Annotated in this window: 20 protein-coding genes; 6 read left to right on the top strand and 14 right to left on the bottom strand. The window is 51.8% G+C overall.

The window, feature by feature from the left end:
- The 9 genes from BGK49_RS23255 to fkpA form a co-directional block, all read right to left on the bottom strand.
- Positions 1-309, bottom strand: a 309-nt coding sequence (locus BGK49_RS23255; RefSeq protein WP_000031690.1) for a GTP-binding protein, incomplete at its 3' end; no start/stop codon positions are given.
- A 70-nt stretch (positions 310-379) separates the two neighbouring features.
- Entirely contained in the window at positions 380-2,494 is a 2,115-nt protein-coding gene (gene fusA / locus BGK49_RS23260) for an elongation factor G (RefSeq protein ID WP_000124700.1), read from the bottom strand.
- Between the two features lie 96 nt (positions 2,495-2,590).
- The gene (gene rpsG / locus BGK49_RS23265; RefSeq protein ID WP_001138043.1) at positions 2,591-3,061 is read right to left on the bottom strand and encodes a 30S ribosomal protein S7; all 471 of its coding nucleotides are present in this window, start codon (positions 3,059-3,061) and stop codon (positions 2,591-2,593) included.
- A gap of 96 nt (positions 3,062-3,157) precedes the next feature.
- The gene (gene rpsL, locus BGK49_RS23270) at positions 3,158-3,532 is read right to left on the bottom strand and encodes a 30S ribosomal protein S12 (RefSeq protein ID WP_000246815.1); all 375 of its coding nucleotides are present in this window, start codon (positions 3,530-3,532) and stop codon (positions 3,158-3,160) included.
- A gap of 125 nt (positions 3,533-3,657) precedes the next feature.
- A complete protein-coding gene (gene tusB / locus BGK49_RS23275; protein ID WP_000903377.1) occupies positions 3,658-3,945 on the bottom strand; it encodes a sulfurtransferase complex subunit TusB in 288 nt (95 codons plus the stop codon).
- Positions 3,946-3,952: 7 nt separating this feature from the next.
- Positions 3,953-4,312 (bottom strand): sulfurtransferase complex subunit TusC, encoded by a 360-nt coding sequence (gene tusC / locus BGK49_RS23280; protein ID WP_000820720.1) that lies wholly within the window; start codon positions 4,310-4,312, stop codon positions 3,953-3,955.
- Entirely contained in the window at positions 4,312-4,698 is a 387-nt protein-coding gene (gene tusD, locus BGK49_RS23285; protein WP_001209714.1) for a sulfurtransferase complex subunit TusD, read from the bottom strand. Before tusD ends, tusC begins: the two co-directional genes overlap by 1 nt.
- Entirely contained in the window at positions 4,698-5,420 is a 723-nt protein-coding gene (locus tag BGK49_RS23290; RefSeq protein ID WP_000091466.1) for a helix-turn-helix transcriptional regulator, read from the bottom strand. Before BGK49_RS23290 ends, tusD begins: the two co-directional genes overlap by 1 nt.
- Positions 5,421-5,586: 166 nt before the next feature.
- On the bottom strand, positions 5,587-6,399 hold the full coding sequence (fkpA, locus tag BGK49_RS23295; protein WP_000838261.1) for an FKBP-type peptidyl-prolyl cis-trans isomerase: 813 nt from the start codon (positions 6,397-6,399) through the stop codon (positions 5,587-5,589).
- Positions 6,400-6,619: 220 nt separating this feature from the next.
- Here fkpA and BGK49_RS23300 point away from each other — a divergent pair, with 220 nt between their 5' ends.
- A complete protein-coding gene (locus tag BGK49_RS23300; RefSeq protein ID WP_001153615.1) occupies positions 6,620-6,838 on the top strand; it encodes a protein SlyX in 219 nt (72 codons plus the stop codon).
- Positions 6,839-6,886: 48 nt separating this feature from the next.
- Here the strand turns inward: BGK49_RS23300 and slyD are convergent, their stop codons facing one another.
- The 4 genes from slyD to kefG all read right to left on the bottom strand — a co-directional run bounded on the left by slyD (position 6,887) and on the right by kefG (position 10,138).
- Entirely contained in the window at positions 6,887-7,477 is a 591-nt protein-coding gene (gene slyD / locus BGK49_RS23305) for a peptidylprolyl isomerase (protein ID WP_000861334.1), read from the bottom strand.
- Between the two features lie 94 nt (positions 7,478-7,571).
- Positions 7,572-7,772, bottom strand: a complete 201-nt coding sequence (locus tag BGK49_RS23310) for a YheV family putative zinc ribbon protein (protein WP_001007730.1) — start codon at positions 7,770-7,772, stop codon at positions 7,572-7,574.
- A gap of 9 nt (positions 7,773-7,781) precedes the next feature.
- Positions 7,782-9,587 carry a glutathione-regulated potassium-efflux system protein KefB gene (kefB, locus tag BGK49_RS23315; RefSeq protein WP_000399122.1) on the bottom strand — a complete coding sequence of 602 codons (1,806 nt, stop codon included), beginning with the start codon at positions 9,585-9,587 and terminating at the stop codon, positions 7,782-7,784.
- Positions 9,587-10,138, bottom strand: coding sequence for a glutathione-regulated potassium-efflux system ancillary protein KefG (gene kefG, locus BGK49_RS23320; RefSeq protein WP_005044430.1), 552 nt, complete (start codon positions 10,136-10,138; stop codon positions 9,587-9,589). The genes kefB and kefG overlap by 1 nt, the downstream gene beginning before the upstream one ends.
- A 130-nt stretch (positions 10,139-10,268) precedes the next feature.
- Between kefG and BGK49_RS23325 the strand changes: the two genes are divergently transcribed.
- The 4 genes from BGK49_RS23325 to BGK49_RS23340 are packed head-to-tail and all read left to right on the top strand — an operon-like array spanning position 10,269 to position 14,339.
- On the top strand, positions 10,269-12,182 hold the full coding sequence (locus tag BGK49_RS23325; protein ID WP_000634833.1) for an ABC transporter ATP-binding protein: 1,914 nt from the start codon (positions 10,269-10,271) through the stop codon (positions 12,180-12,182).
- Positions 12,182-13,204 (top strand): hydrolase, encoded by a 1,023-nt coding sequence (locus tag BGK49_RS23330; RefSeq protein ID WP_000057399.1) that lies wholly within the window; start codon positions 12,182-12,184, stop codon positions 13,202-13,204. Before BGK49_RS23325 ends, BGK49_RS23330 begins: the two co-directional genes overlap by 1 nt.
- The gene (locus BGK49_RS23335; protein WP_000907083.1) at positions 13,198-13,416 is read left to right on the top strand and encodes a YheU family protein; all 219 of its coding nucleotides are present in this window, start codon (positions 13,198-13,200) and stop codon (positions 13,414-13,416) included. Before BGK49_RS23330 ends, BGK49_RS23335 begins: the two co-directional genes overlap by 7 nt.
- 53 nt (positions 13,417-13,469) lie before the next feature.
- A complete protein-coding gene (locus BGK49_RS23340) occupies positions 13,470-14,339 on the top strand; it encodes a phosphoribulokinase (RefSeq protein WP_001274680.1) in 870 nt (289 codons plus the stop codon).
- A gap of 54 nt (positions 14,340-14,393) precedes the next feature.
- On the opposite strand, the gene BGK49_RS23345 is transcribed toward BGK49_RS23340, so the two are convergent.
- A complete protein-coding gene (locus BGK49_RS23345) occupies positions 14,394-14,798 on the bottom strand; it encodes an OsmC family protein (RefSeq protein ID WP_001148908.1) in 405 nt (134 codons plus the stop codon).
- Positions 14,799-14,929: 131 nt separating this feature from the next.
- Between BGK49_RS23345 and BGK49_RS23350 the strand changes: the two genes are divergently transcribed.
- Positions 14,930-15,173, top strand: a 244-nt coding sequence (locus BGK49_RS23350; protein ID WP_000567704.1) for a transposase, incomplete at its 3' end; no start/stop codon positions are given.

Raw genomic sequence — 15,173 nt, forward strand, 5'->3', positions numbered from 1 at the left:
GATCGCGCCGTCCATCTGAGCAGCACCGGTGATCATGTTTTTAACATAGTCGGCGTGCCCCGGGCAGTCTACGTGTGCGTAGTGACGGGTCGGGGTGTCATATTCAACGTGAGAAGTGTTGATGGTGATACCACGAGCTTTTTCTTCCGGCGCGTTATCGATCTGGTCGAATGCACGAGCAGCACCGCCGTAGGTTTTAGCCAGTACGGTGGTGATTGCAGCGGTCAGAGTAGTTTTACCGTGGTCAACGTGGCCGATAGTACCAACGTTAACGTGCGGTTTTGTACGTTCAAATTTTTCTTTAGACACGGCTATATTCCTTACTATAGTGCTCTCCCCTTCAGGAGAGAGCACGGGACTTTGGTATTAACCCTTAGGCTTATTTACCACGGGCTTCAATTACGGCCTGAGCAACGTTACTCGGCGCTTCATCATACTTCAGGAATTCCATAGTGTATGATGCACGACCTTTGGTCAGAGAACGCAGCTGAGTTGCGTATCCGAACATTTCAGACAGCGGTACTTCAGCGTGGATCTTAACGCCAGTAACTTCAGATTCCTGACCTTTGAGCATACCACGACGACGGCTCAAGTCACCGATAACGTCACCGGTGTTCTCTTCCGGAGTTTCTACTTCAACCTTCATGATCGGCTCAAGCAGAACTGGTTTCGCTTTCTTAAAGCCTTCTTTAAAGGCGATAGAAGCAGCCAGTTTAAACGCCAGTTCAGAGGAGTCAACGTCATGGTAAGAACCGAAGTGCAGACGAATACCCATGTCTACTACCGGGTAGCCTGCCAGCGGACCTGCTTTCAGCTGTTCCTGGATACCTTTATCAACGGCCGGGATGTATTCGCCAGGGATTACACCACCTTTAATGTCGTTGATGAACTCGTAGCCTTTCGGGTTTGAACCCGGCTCCAGCGGGTACATGTCGATAACAACATGACCATACTGACCACGACCACCAGACTGTTTCGCGTGTTTACCTTCAACATCGGTAACTTTCTGGCGGATAGTTTCACGGTAAGCAACCTGCGGTTTACCTACGTTCGCTTCAACGTTGAATTCACGCTTCATACGGTCAACGATGATGTCGAGGTGCAGTTCGCCCATACCCGCGATGATTGTCTGGTTAGATTCTTCGTCAGTCCATACACGGAAAGACGGGTCTTCTTTAGCCAGACGGCCCAGAGCCAGACCCATTTTTTCCTGGTCAGCTTTGGTTTTCGGTTCAACTGCGATGGAGATTACCGGCTCAGGGAATTCCATACGTTCCAGAATGATCGGCGCATCCGGGTCACACAGGGTGTCACCAGTGGTTACGTCTTTCAGACCGATAGCAGCAGCGATGTCGCCCGCGCGAACTTCTTTGATCTCTTCACGTTTGTTAGCGTGCATCTGAACGATACGACCGAAACGCTCACGTGCAGCTTTCACGGAGTTCAGTACGGTATCACCAGAGTTAACCACACCGGAGTAAACACGGAAGAAGGTCAGGTTACCAACAAACGGGTCGGTAGCGATTTTGAACGCCAGTGCAGAGAACGGCTCGTCATCACTTGCGTGACGTTCAGCCGGAGTGTCTTTACCGTCGTCCAGGATACCGTTGATCGCAGGTACGTCAACCGGGGATGGCAGGTAATCAATTACCGCATCCAGCATCGCCTGAACACCTTTGTTCTTGAACGCAGAACCACAGGTTACCAGGATGATTTCGTTGTTCAGAACGCGCTGACGCAGAGCACCTTTGATTTCTGCTTCAGTCAGTTCTTCACCACCCAGGTATTTTTCCATCAGCTCTTCAGAAGCTTCAGCTGCGGATTCGATCAGGTTCTGGTGCCATTCGTTAGCCAGTTCAACCATGTCTGCCGGGATATCTTCGTATTCGAAGGTTACGCCCTGGTCAGCGTCGTTCCAGTTAATAGCTTTCATTTTCACCAGGTCAACAACACCGGTGAAATGTTCTTCAGCACCAATCGCCAGCTGCAGCGGAACCGGATTCGCGCCCAGACGGGTTTTGATCTGGTTAACAACTTTCAGGAAGTTCGCACCCATGCGGTCCATTTTGTTAACGAACGCAATGCGCGGAACTTTATATTTGTTTGCCTGACGCCATACGGTTTCAGACTGCGGCTGAACACCACCAACTGCGCAGTAAACCATTACCGCACCATCGAGAACACGCATGGAACGTTCTACTTCGATTGTGAAGTCAACGTGCCCCGGGGTGTCGATGATGTTGATGCGATGCGGCTCATACTGCTTAGCCATACCAGACCAGAATGCAGTAGTCGCAGCGGAAGTGATGGTAATACCACGTTCCTGCTCCTGCTCCATCCAGTCCATGGTTGCAGCGCCGTCATGAACTTCACCTATTTTATGGTTTACACCGGTGTAGAACAGAATACGTTCGGTAGTAGTGGTTTTACCGGCGTCGATGTGCGCACTGATACCGATGTTACGGTAGCGTGCGATGGGTGTTGTACGAGCCATTTGTTTCCTCGTTTATCTTTTAGGCGTTCAATTTAAGTAGCCCAAAGCGGGCTGCTTACTGGAAGCGCCCGCCTAGTGACTAAAACTCCGAAGGGATTACCAACGGTAGTGTGCGAACGCCTTGTTGGCTTCGGCCATACGGTGAACGTCTTCACGTTTCTTAACTGCAGTACCTTTGTTTTCTGCAGCATCAGAAAGTTCGTTCGCCAGGCGCAGAGCCATGGATTTATCACCGCGTTTACGAGCAGCTTCAACGATCCAACGCATTGCCAGAGCATTACGACGAACCGGACGGACTTCAACTGGTACCTGATAAGTAGAACCACCAACGCGGCGAGACTTAACTTCTACAGTCGGGCGCACGTTTTCGAGAGCTACTTCGAATGCTTCCAGTTCAGATTTACCAGAGCGCTGAGCCAGGGTCTCCAGCGCGCTGTATACGATAGATTCAGCAGTAGATTTTTTACCATCTACCATCAGGATATTTACAAATTTAGCCAGCAGTTCTGATCCGAACTTCGGATCCGGCAGAATTTTACGCTGACCAATGACGCGACGACGTGGCATGGAAATACTCCGTTGTTAATTCAGGATTGTCCAAAACTCTACGAGTTTAGTTTGACATTTAAGTTAAAACGTTTGGCCTTACTTAACGGAGAACCATTAAGCCTTAGGACGCTTCACGCCATACTTGGAACGAGCCTGCTTACGGTCTTTAACGCCGGAGCAGTCAAGCGCACCACGTACGGTGTGGTAACGAACACCCGGGAGGTCTTTAACACGACCGCCACGGATCAGGATCACGGAGTGCTCCTGCAGGTTGTGACCTTCACCACCGATGTAGGAAGTCACTTCGAAACCGTTAGTCAGACGAACACGGCATACTTTACGCAGCGCGGAGTTCGGTTTTTTAGGAGTGGTAGTATATACACGAGTACATACGCCACGTTTTTGCGGGCATGCTTCCAGCGCAGGCACGTTGCTTTTCGCAACTTTGCGAGCACGTGGTTTGCGTACCAGCTGGTTAACTGTTGCCATTAAATAGCTCCTGGTTTTAGCTTTTGCTTCGTAAACACGTAATAAAACGTCCTCACACAATATGAGGACGCCGAATTTTAGGGCGATGCCGAAAAGGTGTCAAGAAATATACAACGATCCCGCCATCACCAGGCCATCTGGCTGGAGTGCTTAACCGTAAGTCTGACGAAATCAGTATAGTCAATGGGAATAATGTCGTTCGAAATTTGACCAGTCAAACCGCGGGCAATAAGGTCTTCGTTCAGGGCATAGACCTTAATGGGGGCATTACGCAGACTTTCAAGGTAGCGGTTACCGTCAACTGCGGCAGTTACGCCATCTTGCAATAATAGCAGTTCGTCTCCTTCACTGAGCAGACGCAGCAGCGCAGCAAAATCCGTCAGCCAGGGTGAACGATGTAACGTGTGCAGCATAAACGCCTCAAAACCTCAAAATAACATCGTAGTTGGCGAGTTCGCGGCGTAAGGCATCTGCTTCGAGCGGCGTGGCTTCGACAACAAAGGGTGTCTGCGGATCTAACCCGCGTTCGCGCAGTGAAGCCGCACAAACCCAGCACTGTTCAATGTCGTACAGACCCAACAATTTAAAAGTGGCAATGTAATCACGCGCCAGCACTGCATCGGGCTTTTGTCCTGACAGCAGCTGAAAAACGCCATCAGCAATAAAGAAGACGGCCAGATCGTCAGTTAATGCGGAAGTTGCCAGTAAAGCATCTAAACCTTCCCGACCAGCAGCTGTACCATGAGGTGCAGTAGAAAAAACAAACGCAATTCGTTTCATCAGAACTGTACCACCCTGTCACAGGTCAGCGAGGCTTCCGCCAGCGCGCCAAGTCCGCTTAAGGTAAATCCCGGCTGAAGGTTTGACGAAGCCAGCCCCAGCCTTCCTGCTTCAGTTTCATCGACGATACCGCGGCGTAACGCTGCCGCTACGCAGATATTCAGCGCCACACCATGTTGCGCATTCAACTGTTGCCAGCCGCGCACAAGGTCAAATTCGTCACTTGCCGGTGAGGTCAATTGGTTAGCGTTATAGACCCCTCCCCGATAGAAAAAGACGCTGCTTAACTCATGGCCTTCTACTATCAGCGCCTGCGCAAACTGAAAAGCACTACTCGCCTGTTGCGTACCGTATGCTGGCCCGGTCACCACGATGGCAAAACGCATTACTTATCTTGCCCCTGGAAATCACCGCTCTTGAACTGGCGGATGTAGAGATAGACAGTGTGTTTGGAGATGTTCAGGCGGTCAGCAACCTGGTTGATCGCATCTTTAATATCGAAGATCCCTTTCTCGTAGAGATTCAGCACGATCTGACGATTTTTGGCGTTATTAGAAACATTGCGATCGGCATTCACTTCTTCGATGGTGAACTCCAGCGTTTGGGTAACCAGATCTTCAACAGAAGAGGCAAAGTTGACGCTTGAACCGACATCCGGGGTTTCTGGCGGCACAAAAGTGCTCATAATCTGCGAGAAGGGAACATCAAGATTCATATTGATGCACAGCAGACCAATTACACGCTGTTCGCGGTTACGAATCGCGATAGTCAGGGACTTCATTAATACGCCGCTTTTGGCGCGAGTAAAGTAGCATTTAGAAACGCTGCTATCCGCTCCCGTCATATCGTGCAGCATACGTAGCGCCAGGTCAGTAATTGGCGAACCAATCTTCCGGCCTGTATGTTCACCGTTAGCAATGCGAATGGCTGAACATTTTAGATCCTGCAAAGAGTGCAAAACGATTTCACAGTGGGAGCCAATAAGCATCGCTAACCCGTCCACCACCGCTTCGTAGGATTTCAGAATATCAAAATCGGTCTGGTCGAAAGGACGTTGATCCAGTAAATCCAACTCACTGGTTTCGTTGGTTAAAAGCGACCTGGACATGAAAAAAAACACTCCTTTTCAGGAGCCTGTCGTTAACTTTTCAGGGCAGGCTCATTAATGATGCGGGTAACTAAATTAATACAGCGGAGGTTCCGCTTTCCAGCACTAATTATATCCGGCCTGTAATAAAAAAACCGCCGCCTGGTCAGGCGGCGGTTCTTAATGCTTATTTTTTAGCAGAATCTGCGGCTTTCGCATCAGCTTCCGGCTTTGCATCAGCCTTCGGTGCTGGTTTCACATCCAGCAGCTCTACGTCAAACACCAGGGTAGAATTCGGTGGGATCCCCGGAACACCCGCTTTGCCGTAAGCCAGTTCTGGTGGAATAACCAGTTTGATCTTACCGCCTTTCTTGATGTTCTTCAGACCTTCTGTCCAACCCGGGATAACACCGTCCAGACGGAAAGAAAGCGGTTCACCACGGGTGTAAGAGTTGTCGAACTCTTTACCGTCGATCAGCGTACCTTTGTAGTTCACTACAACAGTATCGCTGTCTTTCGGTGCTTCGCCTTTACCGGCTTCTACTACCTGATAAACCAGACCAGTTGAAGAGGTTTTCACACCTTTCTCTTTGGCAAATTTCTCGCGGTACTCTTTACCTTTTGCTTCGTTATCAGCCGCGTCTTTTTCCATCTTCGCCTGAGCAGAAGACTTCACGCGAGCTTCGAATGCTTGCAGAGTCTGTTCGATCTCTTGGTCGGAGAGTTTGCTCTTATCAGCAAATGCATCCTGAACACCAGCGATCAGCTGATCTTTATCCAGTTTGATGCCCAGTTTTTCTTGTTCTTTAAGAGAGTTTTCCATGTAACGACCCAGCGAAGCACCCAGTGCATAAGCTGATTTCTGATCGTCATTTTTGAACGCTGCTTTGCTGTCAGCAGTTGTAGCAGGTTTTGCAGCTTCAGCAGCAAAAGTGATTGGTGCATGCAGGGCAACGGCCATTGTGGTCGCCAGCAGCGTTACTTTAAACAGTGATTTCATCCATATCTCCAGGATCGGGGCATCTCACCCCAGGGTTAACTATTATCAGAAGGGTACTATAAAGCGTTGTCGAACAAATCTACATACAGACACGCCCTATTATCATCTATTTTCAGACTCTTTTTGTTTAAATTAGTTTCGATGACCGCGAAATGAGTGCTGTCTCGGGCAGCAAAGTTAAGTAGAATCCGCGGCAACCATTCGACAAAAGAGGTGAATCATGCAGGATTTATCATTGGAAGCACGCCTGGCAGAGCTGGAGAGCCGACTGGCTTTTCAGGAAATCACCATTGAAGAACTGAACGTCACGGTGACCGCTCATGAAATGGAGATGGCGAAACTGCGCGATCATCTGCGTCTGCTGACCGAGAAGTTAAAAGCCAGCCAGCCGTCGAACATCGCGTCGCAGGCTGAAGAAACGCCACCGCCACATTATTGAGGCGTAAAAAAAGCGGGGATTCCCCGCTTTTTTGTCACCTTTTCGGTATTAGTGGCAACCACAACCGCCGTTGCCTTTACCGCCACAGCAGCCTTCGCCACCGTGTTCATGACCGTGATCGTGGCCATGACCGCCGCAGCAACCGTCGTGGTCGTGATCGTGGTGATGATCGTGCGCGCCGTGAACGTGACCATGAGCCAGTTCTTCTTCGGTCGCTTCACGAATCGCCACAACCTCAACGTTGAATTTCAGGTTCTGACCGGCCAGCATGTGGTTACCATCAACCACTACGTGATCGTCTTCAACCGCAGTGATTTCAACCGGTACCGGACCCTGGTCGGTTTCAGCCAGGAAACGCATACCTACCTGCAGTTCATCAACGCCCATAAATACGTCTTTAGGAACACGTTGCACCAGGTTTTCGTCGTACTGACCGTAAGCGTCGTTCGCGCCAACAGCGACATCAAATTTGTCGCCAACTTCATGACCTTCCAGCGCCGTTTCCAGGCCAGAGATCAGGGAACCGTGACCATGCAGGTAGTCCAGCGGCGCACTCACCGGAGACTCATCAACCAACACACCGTCTTCTGTACGTACCTGATAGGCCAGGCTGACCACCAGGTCTTTTGCTACTTTCATGATATCTCCTGAGCATGGGAAGAATAGTGGCGCAGATTGTAGCGGAATTCTGCAGCCGTGTACTCACTAGCTTAAAAAAACTCGGCGCATATCGCTAGTCCGGATGAAAAATCCCGATCACTTGCTCATCTTTGCGAACGTGATCGCGGGCTTCTTTGTCTGCTTCTCGCATCTGATGTCCGCACTTAACGCATTCAACAATATCAATATTATTTTCGCGCCACATCGCCATTGAATCCTGTGCCTGACAGGCCGGGCATTTTGCGCCCGCAATAAAACGTTTTCGGATTGCCATCTTTACCCTCTACTCAAATTCATCCCAGCCGTCCAGCTGGCGTCGTTCTTGTTGCATTTCACGCTGGAAAATCTCTTCCAGTTCGCGTCGGGCTTCCCTGGCGCGAGAAATTTGTACAGTATCGGCATGCATTGGGATGAGCTCTCGCAGCATCCGCATATCCAGGCGGCGAAAATGCAGTTGCGCCCGCTGCGCCTGATGCGGATGCATCCCAAGCGTGACCAAAGTCTTGCGCCCCAGCTCTAACGCACTGGAGAATGTTTCACGGGAAAACTGCGTCACCCCTGCCTGTAATAACTCATGCGCTTCCACACGTCCGCGCGCTCGCGCAAGAATATGCAAATGCGGAAAGTGCTGCTGGCATATTTCCACCAGCTTCATGGTGTCTTCCGGCTCGTTACAGGTAATGACGATAGACTCAGCGGCCTCTGCACCCGCAGAACGTAATAGATCGACCTGCGTGGCGTCGCCGTAATAAACTTTGTAGCCATATTTACGCATCAGGTTAACGGCGCTGATATCCCGCTCCAGCACGGTAATGCGCATTTTATTTGCCATCAGCAAACGACCAATCACCTGACCAAAACGCCCGAAGCCCACGACAATGACCTGGGGTTTATCATCGTTGACCCACGGTTTTTCGTCTTCTTCTTCCGGTCCGTTAAACTGGCGGGATAACCATTTATCCACCAGCTTCATCAGCAACGGCGTGGTCATCATGGAAAGCGTCACCGTCACCAGCAACAGCGCCATCTGGTCGCCCTGGAATAAACGTTGTGAAGAAGCGGTAGAAAAGAGGACAAAGGCAAACTCACCGCCCTGACTCAACACGCCAGCAAACTGCATCCGCTCTGAGCTACGCACGCCATACAATCGCGCCAGCAGATACAGCACGAGAATTTTCACCGCCACCAGCACAACCACGCTTATCACTACCCACAACAGATGGGTATAAAGCACCCCGAGGTTGAGCGACATGCCGACAGAGATAAAGAACAAACCGAGCAGCAAGCCTTTGAAGGGATCGATAGCCGTTTCCAGTTCATGGCGATATTCACTTTCCGCCAGCAGCACGCCCGCAATAAATGTACCGAGCGCCATCGACAGCCCCAGCGCATCCATAAACAATGCGGAACCCAACACCAGCAGCAGCGTCGCGGCGGTGAACACTTCCCGCACGCCAGAAGCTGCAATAAAGCGGAATACCGGACGCAGTAAATAGCGCCCACCAATCAGCATGCCGACAAACGCCAGCACCTTCATGCCGATCTTCATCCAGTCGAAATGTTCGTCTGCCGACCCCGCCAACAACGGCACTAACGCCAGTGCTGGGATCACTGCCAGATCCTGAAACAGCAGAACCGAAAACCCGAGCTGGCCGGATTCGCTGCGATTCATCCCTTTCTCACGCATCAATTGCAACGCCATTGCAGTTGAAGACATCGCAAGGCCAATGCCACCGACCACCGCCGCCTGCCAGGCGAAATCCGTCAGCATCAATAATCCCGCCAGCAACGCCGCGCTTAACAGCACCTGTGCCGCGCCTACGCCAAAAATCGAACGCCGCAGTTGCCAAAGTTTGGAGGGATTCAACTCAAGGCCGATGATAAACATCAGGAATACCACGCCGAGTTCCGAAAAGTGGAGGATCTCATCGACGTCGCTAATAAACCCCAGCCCCCACGGGCCAATTGCAATCCCTGCCAGCAAATATCCCAACACAGCGCCAATCCCCAGCCGCGATGCCAACGGCACCGCAGCCACCGCCGCGAAGAGAAACAGCACTCCTGCGAGTAAAAAATCGGAACCTTCCATCAGCGGCCTCCTGGAGACAGCGGATTTGCCAGCCAGTCACCGTAGGCTCTGGCGTGGTTCGCCAGCTCCTTTGCGCTTTGCCGTCTCGCCCAGTAAATAATGATGGGACTTAACCAATGCATCCGGCACATGCCCGCCGCCAGTTCAAAGGGGCGCAGCACATCGCTCATCGGGTAGCGATTCAGCGCGTCATAACGGTAAGCACTTTCCGGCTCGCCGGTGGTAATCACGTTACGCCAGTACTTTCCCGCCAGTTGGTTTCCTCCCGGCCCGCTGGCAAAACCACGACTTAATACCCGGTCCAGCCACTCTTTCAGTAGCGCCGGGCAGCTATAGGTATAAAGAGGATGCTGAAAGACAATCACCTCGTGCTCGCGCAGTAATGCCTGCTCACAGGGGATATCAATAAAAAAATCGGGATAGTGCGCGTAAAGGTCGTGCACGGTAACATTGCTGAGCTGCGTGGCCGGTTTAAGCAGTACCCGGTTTGCCACCGAGTCCTGAGATTCCGGATGGGCATACAGCAGCAAAACTTTCGCTGGCTGAGACATCATCCCCCTCCCGGTATGGTTTTTGTGTATAGTCGCTGTTTTGGGCTACCATTGCGCCCGGTGCGGCAGCTCGCCCATACATTACATTATCATAATGATAAGTTAACATAGTCTGAACATACGGCGCCTTATGATTGTTTTCTCCTCGTTACAAATTCGTCGCGGCGTGCGCGTCCTGCTGGATAATGCCACCGCCACCATCAACCCTGGGCAGAAAGTCGGCCTGGTGGGTAAAAACGGCTGTGGTAAATCTACCCTGCTAGCATTGCTGAAAAATGAAATCAGCGCCGACGGCGGCAGCTACACCTTTCCGGGAAGCTGGCAACTGGCGTGGGTGAATCAGGAAACGCCGGCGTTATCGCAAGCGGCGCTGGAATATGTCATTGACGGCGACCGTGAATATCGTCAACTGGAAGCGCAGCTGCACGACGCCAACGAACGTAACGACGGGCACGCCATTGCGACCATTCATGGCAAGCTGGATGCTATTGACGCATGGAGTATTCGCTCCCGTGCCGCCAGCCTGCTGCACGGCCTCGGTTTCAGCAATGAACAACTGGAGCGCCCGGTAAGTGATTTCTCCGGTGGCTGGCGTATGCGTCTTAACCTTGCCCAGGCGCTGATTTGCCGTTCAGACTTGCTGCTGCTCGACGAACCGACTAACCACCTCGATCTCGATGCCGTTATCTGGCTGGAAAAATGGTTGAAGAGCTATCAAGGCACGCTGATCCTGATCTCTCACGACCGCGACTTCCTCGATCCGATCGTTGATAAAATTATTCATATCGAACAACAAAGCATGTTCGAGTACACCGGCAACTACAGTTCGTTTGAAGTACAGCGCGCCACCCGTCTGGCGCAGCAACAAGCGATGTATGAAAGCCAGCAGGAACGCGTGGCACATCTGCAAAGTTATATCGACCGTTTCCGTGCCAAAGCCACCAAAGCGAAGCAAGCCCAGAGCCGCATTAAGATGCTTGAGCGTATGGAGCTGATTGCCCCCGCGCACGTCGACAACCCGTTCCGCTTTAGCTTCCGCGCGCCGGAAAGCCTGCCAAATCCGTTACTGAAGATGGAAAAAGTCAGCGCGGGCTATGCCGATCGCATTATTCTCGACTCGATTAAACTGAACCTGGTGCCCGGCTCGCGCATTGGTCTGTTAGGCCGCAACGGCGCGGGTAAATCGACATTAATCAAACTGTTAGCCGGTGAACTTGCGCCAGTCAGCGGTGAAATTGGTCTGGCGAAAGGGATCAAGCTCGGCTACTTCGCCCAGCATCAACTTGAATACCTGCGCGCCGACGAATCACCTATTCAACATCTGGCACGTTTAGCGCCGCAGGAGCTGGAACAAAAACTGCGTGACTACCTCGGCGGCTTTGGTTTCCAGGGCGATAAAGTAACCGAAGAAACGCGCCGCTTCTCCGGTGGGGAAAAAGCCCGCCTGGTGCTGGCATTAATTGTCTGGCAGCGTCCGAATCTGCTGCTGCTCGACGAACCGACTAACCACCTTGACCTCGACATGCGTCAGGCACTCACCGAAGCATTAATCGAGTTTGAAGGCGCGCTGGTTGTCGTTTCGCACGACCGTCATTTGCTGCGTTCCACCACTGACGATCTCTACCTGGTTCACGATCGTAAAGTCGAACCGTTCGACGGCGATCTGGAAGATTATCAACAGTGGTTGAGCAACGTACAAAAGCAGGAAAACCAGACCGACGAAGCGCCAAAAGAGAACGCGAACAGCGCCCAGGCACGTAAAGATCAGAAGCGTCGGGAAGCGGAGCTGCGTGCGCAAACCCAGCCGCTGCGTAAAGAGATTGCCCGTCTGGAAAAAGAGATGGAGAAGCTGAACGCGCAACTGGCGCAGGCGGAAGAGAAACTCGGCGACAGCGAACTGTATGACCAGAGCCGTAAAGCGGAGTTGACCGCCTGCCTGCAACAGCAAGCCAGCGCCAAATCCGGCCTGGAAGAGTGCGAAATGGCGTGGCTGGAAGCCCAGGAGCAGCTTGAGCAGATGCTGCTGGAAGGCCAAAGCAACTGATGGCGCAGATAACGACGACCGATGCCAATGAATTCAGCAGCAGTGCTGAATTCACCCCTATGCGCGGCTTTAGCAATTGTCATCTACAAACTATGCTGCCGCGTTTGTTTCGTCGTCAGGTGAAATTCACCCCGTACTGGCAGCGGCTGGAGTTGCCCGACGGCGATTTTGTCGATCTCGCGTGGAGTGAAGCCCCTGCACAGGCTCGGCATAAACCGCGTTTAGTGATATTTCACGGGCTGGAAGGCAGTCTCAATAGCCCTTACGCCCACGGTCTGGTTGAGGCGGCGCAAAAGCGCGGCTGGCTGGGCGTGGTGATGCATTTTCGCGGATGCAGCGGTGAACCAAACCGTATGCACCGCATTTACCATTCGGGCGAAACCGAAGACGCCAGTTGGTTTTTACGCTGGCTGCAACGCGAATTTGGTCATGCGCCAACGGCTGCCGTCGGCTATTCGCTCGGCGGTAATATGCTGGCCTGTTTGCTGGCAAAGGAAGGCAATGATCTCCCGGTTGATGCGGCGGTGATTGTCTCTGCGCCGTTTATGCTGGAAGCCTGTAGCTATCATATGGAAAAGGGCTTTTCCCGCGTTTATCAGCGTTACTTGCTGAACCTGTTAAAAGCCAATGCCGCGCGCAAGCTGGCAGCCTACCCCGGAACGCTGCCGATTAATCTCGCGCAGTTAAAATCGGTACGTCGCATCCGTGAATTTGACGATCTAATCACCGCCAGAATTCACGGCTACGCCGACGCTATCGACTATTATCGTCAGTGTAGCGCCATGCCGATGCTGAACCGGATCGCCAAACCGACGCTGATTATTCACGCCAAAGACGATCCGTTTATGGATCATCAGGTGATCCCGAAACCGGAAAGTCTCCCCTCGCAGGTGGAGTATCAACTGACTGAACATGGCGGTCATGTTGGCTTTATTGGCGGTACATTACTTCATCCGCAAATGTGGCTGGAGTCACGCATTCCTGACTGGTTAACAACGTATCTGGAGGCGAAATCATGTTGATTCCGTGGCAAGACCTCTCCCCCGAAACGCTGGAAAATTTAATTGAAAGCTTTGTGTTACGTGAAGGCACCGATTATGGTGAACATGAGCGTACACTTGAACAGAAAGTCGCCGACGTCAAACGCCAGCTACAGTGCGGAGAAGCGGTGCTGGTATGGTCGGAGCTGCACGAAACGGTCAATATTATTCCGCGCAGTCAGTTTCGCGAATAACCTGCAACCGTCGGCGGACGAGATAATAATGATAGCTAAGTCATGGAGTTACTATGTCTGCCAAACATCCGGTCATTGCGGTAACAGGATCCAGCGGCGCGGGGACCACCACCACCAGCCTCGCGTTTCGTAAAATATTCGCGCAGTTAAATCTGCATGCAGCTGAGGTGGAAGGCGACAGTTTTCACCGTTACACCCGCCCGGAAATGGACATGGCGATCCGCAAAGCGCGCGACGCCGGGCGGCATATCAGCTACTTCGGCCCCGAAGCGAACGACTTCGGCCTGCTGGAACAAACCTTCATTGAATACGGTCAGAGCGGCAAAGGGAAATCTCGCAAATATCTGCATACCTACGACGAAGCCGTACCGTGGAATCAGGTACCGGGAACATTCACCCCCTGGCAACCTTTACCAGAACCCACTGATGTACTGTTTTATGAAGGTTTACACGGCGGCGTAGTCACGCCACAGCATAACGTTGCGCAGCATGTGGACTTACTGGTCGGCGTAGTGCCTATCGTTAACCTTGAGTGGATTCAAAAACTGATCCGCGACACCAGCGAGCGCGGGCACTCACGAGAAGCAGTGATGGACTCAGTAGTGCGTTCAATGGAAGACTATATCAACTACATCACACCGCAGTTTTCCCGCACCCATCTTAACTTCCAGCGCGTTCCCACCGTCGACACTTCAAACCCGTTCGCGGCAAAAGGTATCCCGTCGCTGGATGAAAGCTTTGTGGTGATCCATTTTCGTAATCTGGAAGGGATCGATTTCCCCTGGCTGCTGGCGATGTTGCAAGGCTCATTCATTTCCCACATCAATACGTTAGTGGTACCGGGCGGCAAAATGGGTCTGGCAATGGAATTAATTATGCTGCCGCTGGTGCAACGATTGATGGAAGGAAAGAAAATCGAGTAACTCTGCTATTACGCCGGATAAAATACTATCCGGCTTCACAACGGGATAGTTAAATCACGCGGCAACCACTTCATACGAGTGAGTAATATTCACCGCTTTTTCCAGCATCAACGCCACTGAACAATATTTCTCGGCAGAGAGATCAACCGCACGCGCAACCGCTGCGTCTTTCAGGTCGCGACCGGTGACGATAAAATGCAGATTAATGTGCGTAAACAGGCGTGGTGCCTCTTCGCGGCGTTCAGAGGTCAATTTTACTTCACAATCGACCACATCCTGACGCCCTTTTTGCAGGATCGAAACCACATCGATGGCACTGCAACCCCCCGCCGCCATCAACACCATTTCCATCGGACTTGGTGCTTTATCGCCTGAGTTGCCGTCCATTAAAATCTGATGACCAGAGGCGGATTCGCCCAGAAAAGTTAACCCTTCGACCCACTTCACTCGCGCTTGCATTTTTGCTACTCCACTGCGTCAATTTTCCTGACAGAGTACGTAGACTGGCCCCCTGAATCTCCAGACAACCAGTATCACTTAAATAAGTGATAGTCTTAATACTAGTTTTTAGACTAGTCATTGGAGTACAGATGATTGATGTCTTAGGGCCGGAGAAACGCAGACGGCGTACCACACAGGAAAAGATCGCAATTGTTCAGCAGAGCTTTGAACCGGGGATGACGGTCTCCCTCGTTGCCCGGCAACATGGTGTAGCAGCCAGCCAGTTATTTCTCTGGCGTAAGCAATACCAGGAAGGAAGTCTTACTGCTGTGGCCGCCGGAGAACAGGTTGTTCCTGCCTCTGAACTTGCTGCCGCCATGAAGCAGATTAAAG

Source organism: Shigella sp. FC1544, from assembly GCF_001722145.1.
Lineage (GTDB): Bacteria > Pseudomonadota > Gammaproteobacteria > Enterobacterales > Enterobacteriaceae > Escherichia > Escherichia coli.

Bases quoted from the DNA above. Each gene is read 5' to 3' on its own strand.
- fusA (WP_000124700.1), bottom strand. From the start codon at position 2,494: ATGGCTCGTACAACACCCATCGCACGCTACCGTAACATCGGTATCAGT.
- rpsG (WP_001138043.1), bottom strand. From the start codon at position 3,061: ATGCCACGTCGTCGCGTCATTGGTCAGCGTAAAATTCTGCCGGATCCG.
- rpsL (WP_000246815.1), bottom strand. From the start codon at position 3,532: ATGGCAACAGTTAACCAGCTGGTACGCAAACCACGTGCTCGCAAAGTT.
- tusB (WP_000903377.1), bottom strand. From the start codon at position 3,945: ATGCTGCACACGTTACATCGTTCACCCTGGCTGACGGATTTTGCTGCG.
- tusC (WP_000820720.1), bottom strand. From the start codon at position 4,312: ATGAAACGAATTGCGTTTGTTTTTTCTACTGCACCTCATGGTACAGCT.
- tusD (WP_001209714.1), bottom strand. From the start codon at position 4,698: ATGCGTTTTGCCATCGTGGTGACCGGGCCAGCATACGGTACGCAACAG.
- BGK49_RS23290 (WP_000091466.1), bottom strand. From the start codon at position 5,420: ATGTCCAGGTCGCTTTTAACCAACGAAACCAGTGAGTTGGATTTACTG.
- fkpA (WP_000838261.1), bottom strand. From the start codon at position 6,399: ATGAAATCACTGTTTAAAGTAACGCTGCTGGCGACCACAATGGCCGTT.
- BGK49_RS23300 (WP_001153615.1), top strand. From the start codon at position 6,620: ATGCAGGATTTATCATTGGAAGCACGCCTGGCAGAGCTGGAGAGCCGA.
- slyD (WP_000861334.1), bottom strand. From the start codon at position 7,477: ATGAAAGTAGCAAAAGACCTGGTGGTCAGCCTGGCCTATCAGGTACGT.
- BGK49_RS23310 (WP_001007730.1), bottom strand. From the start codon at position 7,772: ATGGCAATCCGAAAACGTTTTATTGCGGGCGCAAAATGCCCGGCCTGT.
- kefB (WP_000399122.1), bottom strand. From the start codon at position 9,587: ATGGAAGGTTCCGATTTTTTACTCGCAGGAGTGCTGTTTCTCTTCGCG.
- kefG (WP_005044430.1), bottom strand. From the start codon at position 10,138: ATGTCTCAGCCAGCGAAAGTTTTGCTGCTGTATGCCCATCCGGAATCT.
- BGK49_RS23325 (WP_000634833.1), top strand. From the start codon at position 10,269: ATGATTGTTTTCTCCTCGTTACAAATTCGTCGCGGCGTGCGCGTCCTG.
- BGK49_RS23330 (WP_000057399.1), top strand. From the start codon at position 12,182: ATGGCGCAGATAACGACGACCGATGCCAATGAATTCAGCAGCAGTGCT.
- BGK49_RS23335 (WP_000907083.1), top strand. From the start codon at position 13,198: ATGTTGATTCCGTGGCAAGACCTCTCCCCCGAAACGCTGGAAAATTTA.
- BGK49_RS23340 (WP_001274680.1), top strand. From the start codon at position 13,470: ATGTCTGCCAAACATCCGGTCATTGCGGTAACAGGATCCAGCGGCGCG.
- BGK49_RS23345 (WP_001148908.1), bottom strand. From the start codon at position 14,798: ATGCAAGCGCGAGTGAAGTGGGTCGAAGGGTTAACTTTTCTGGGCGAA.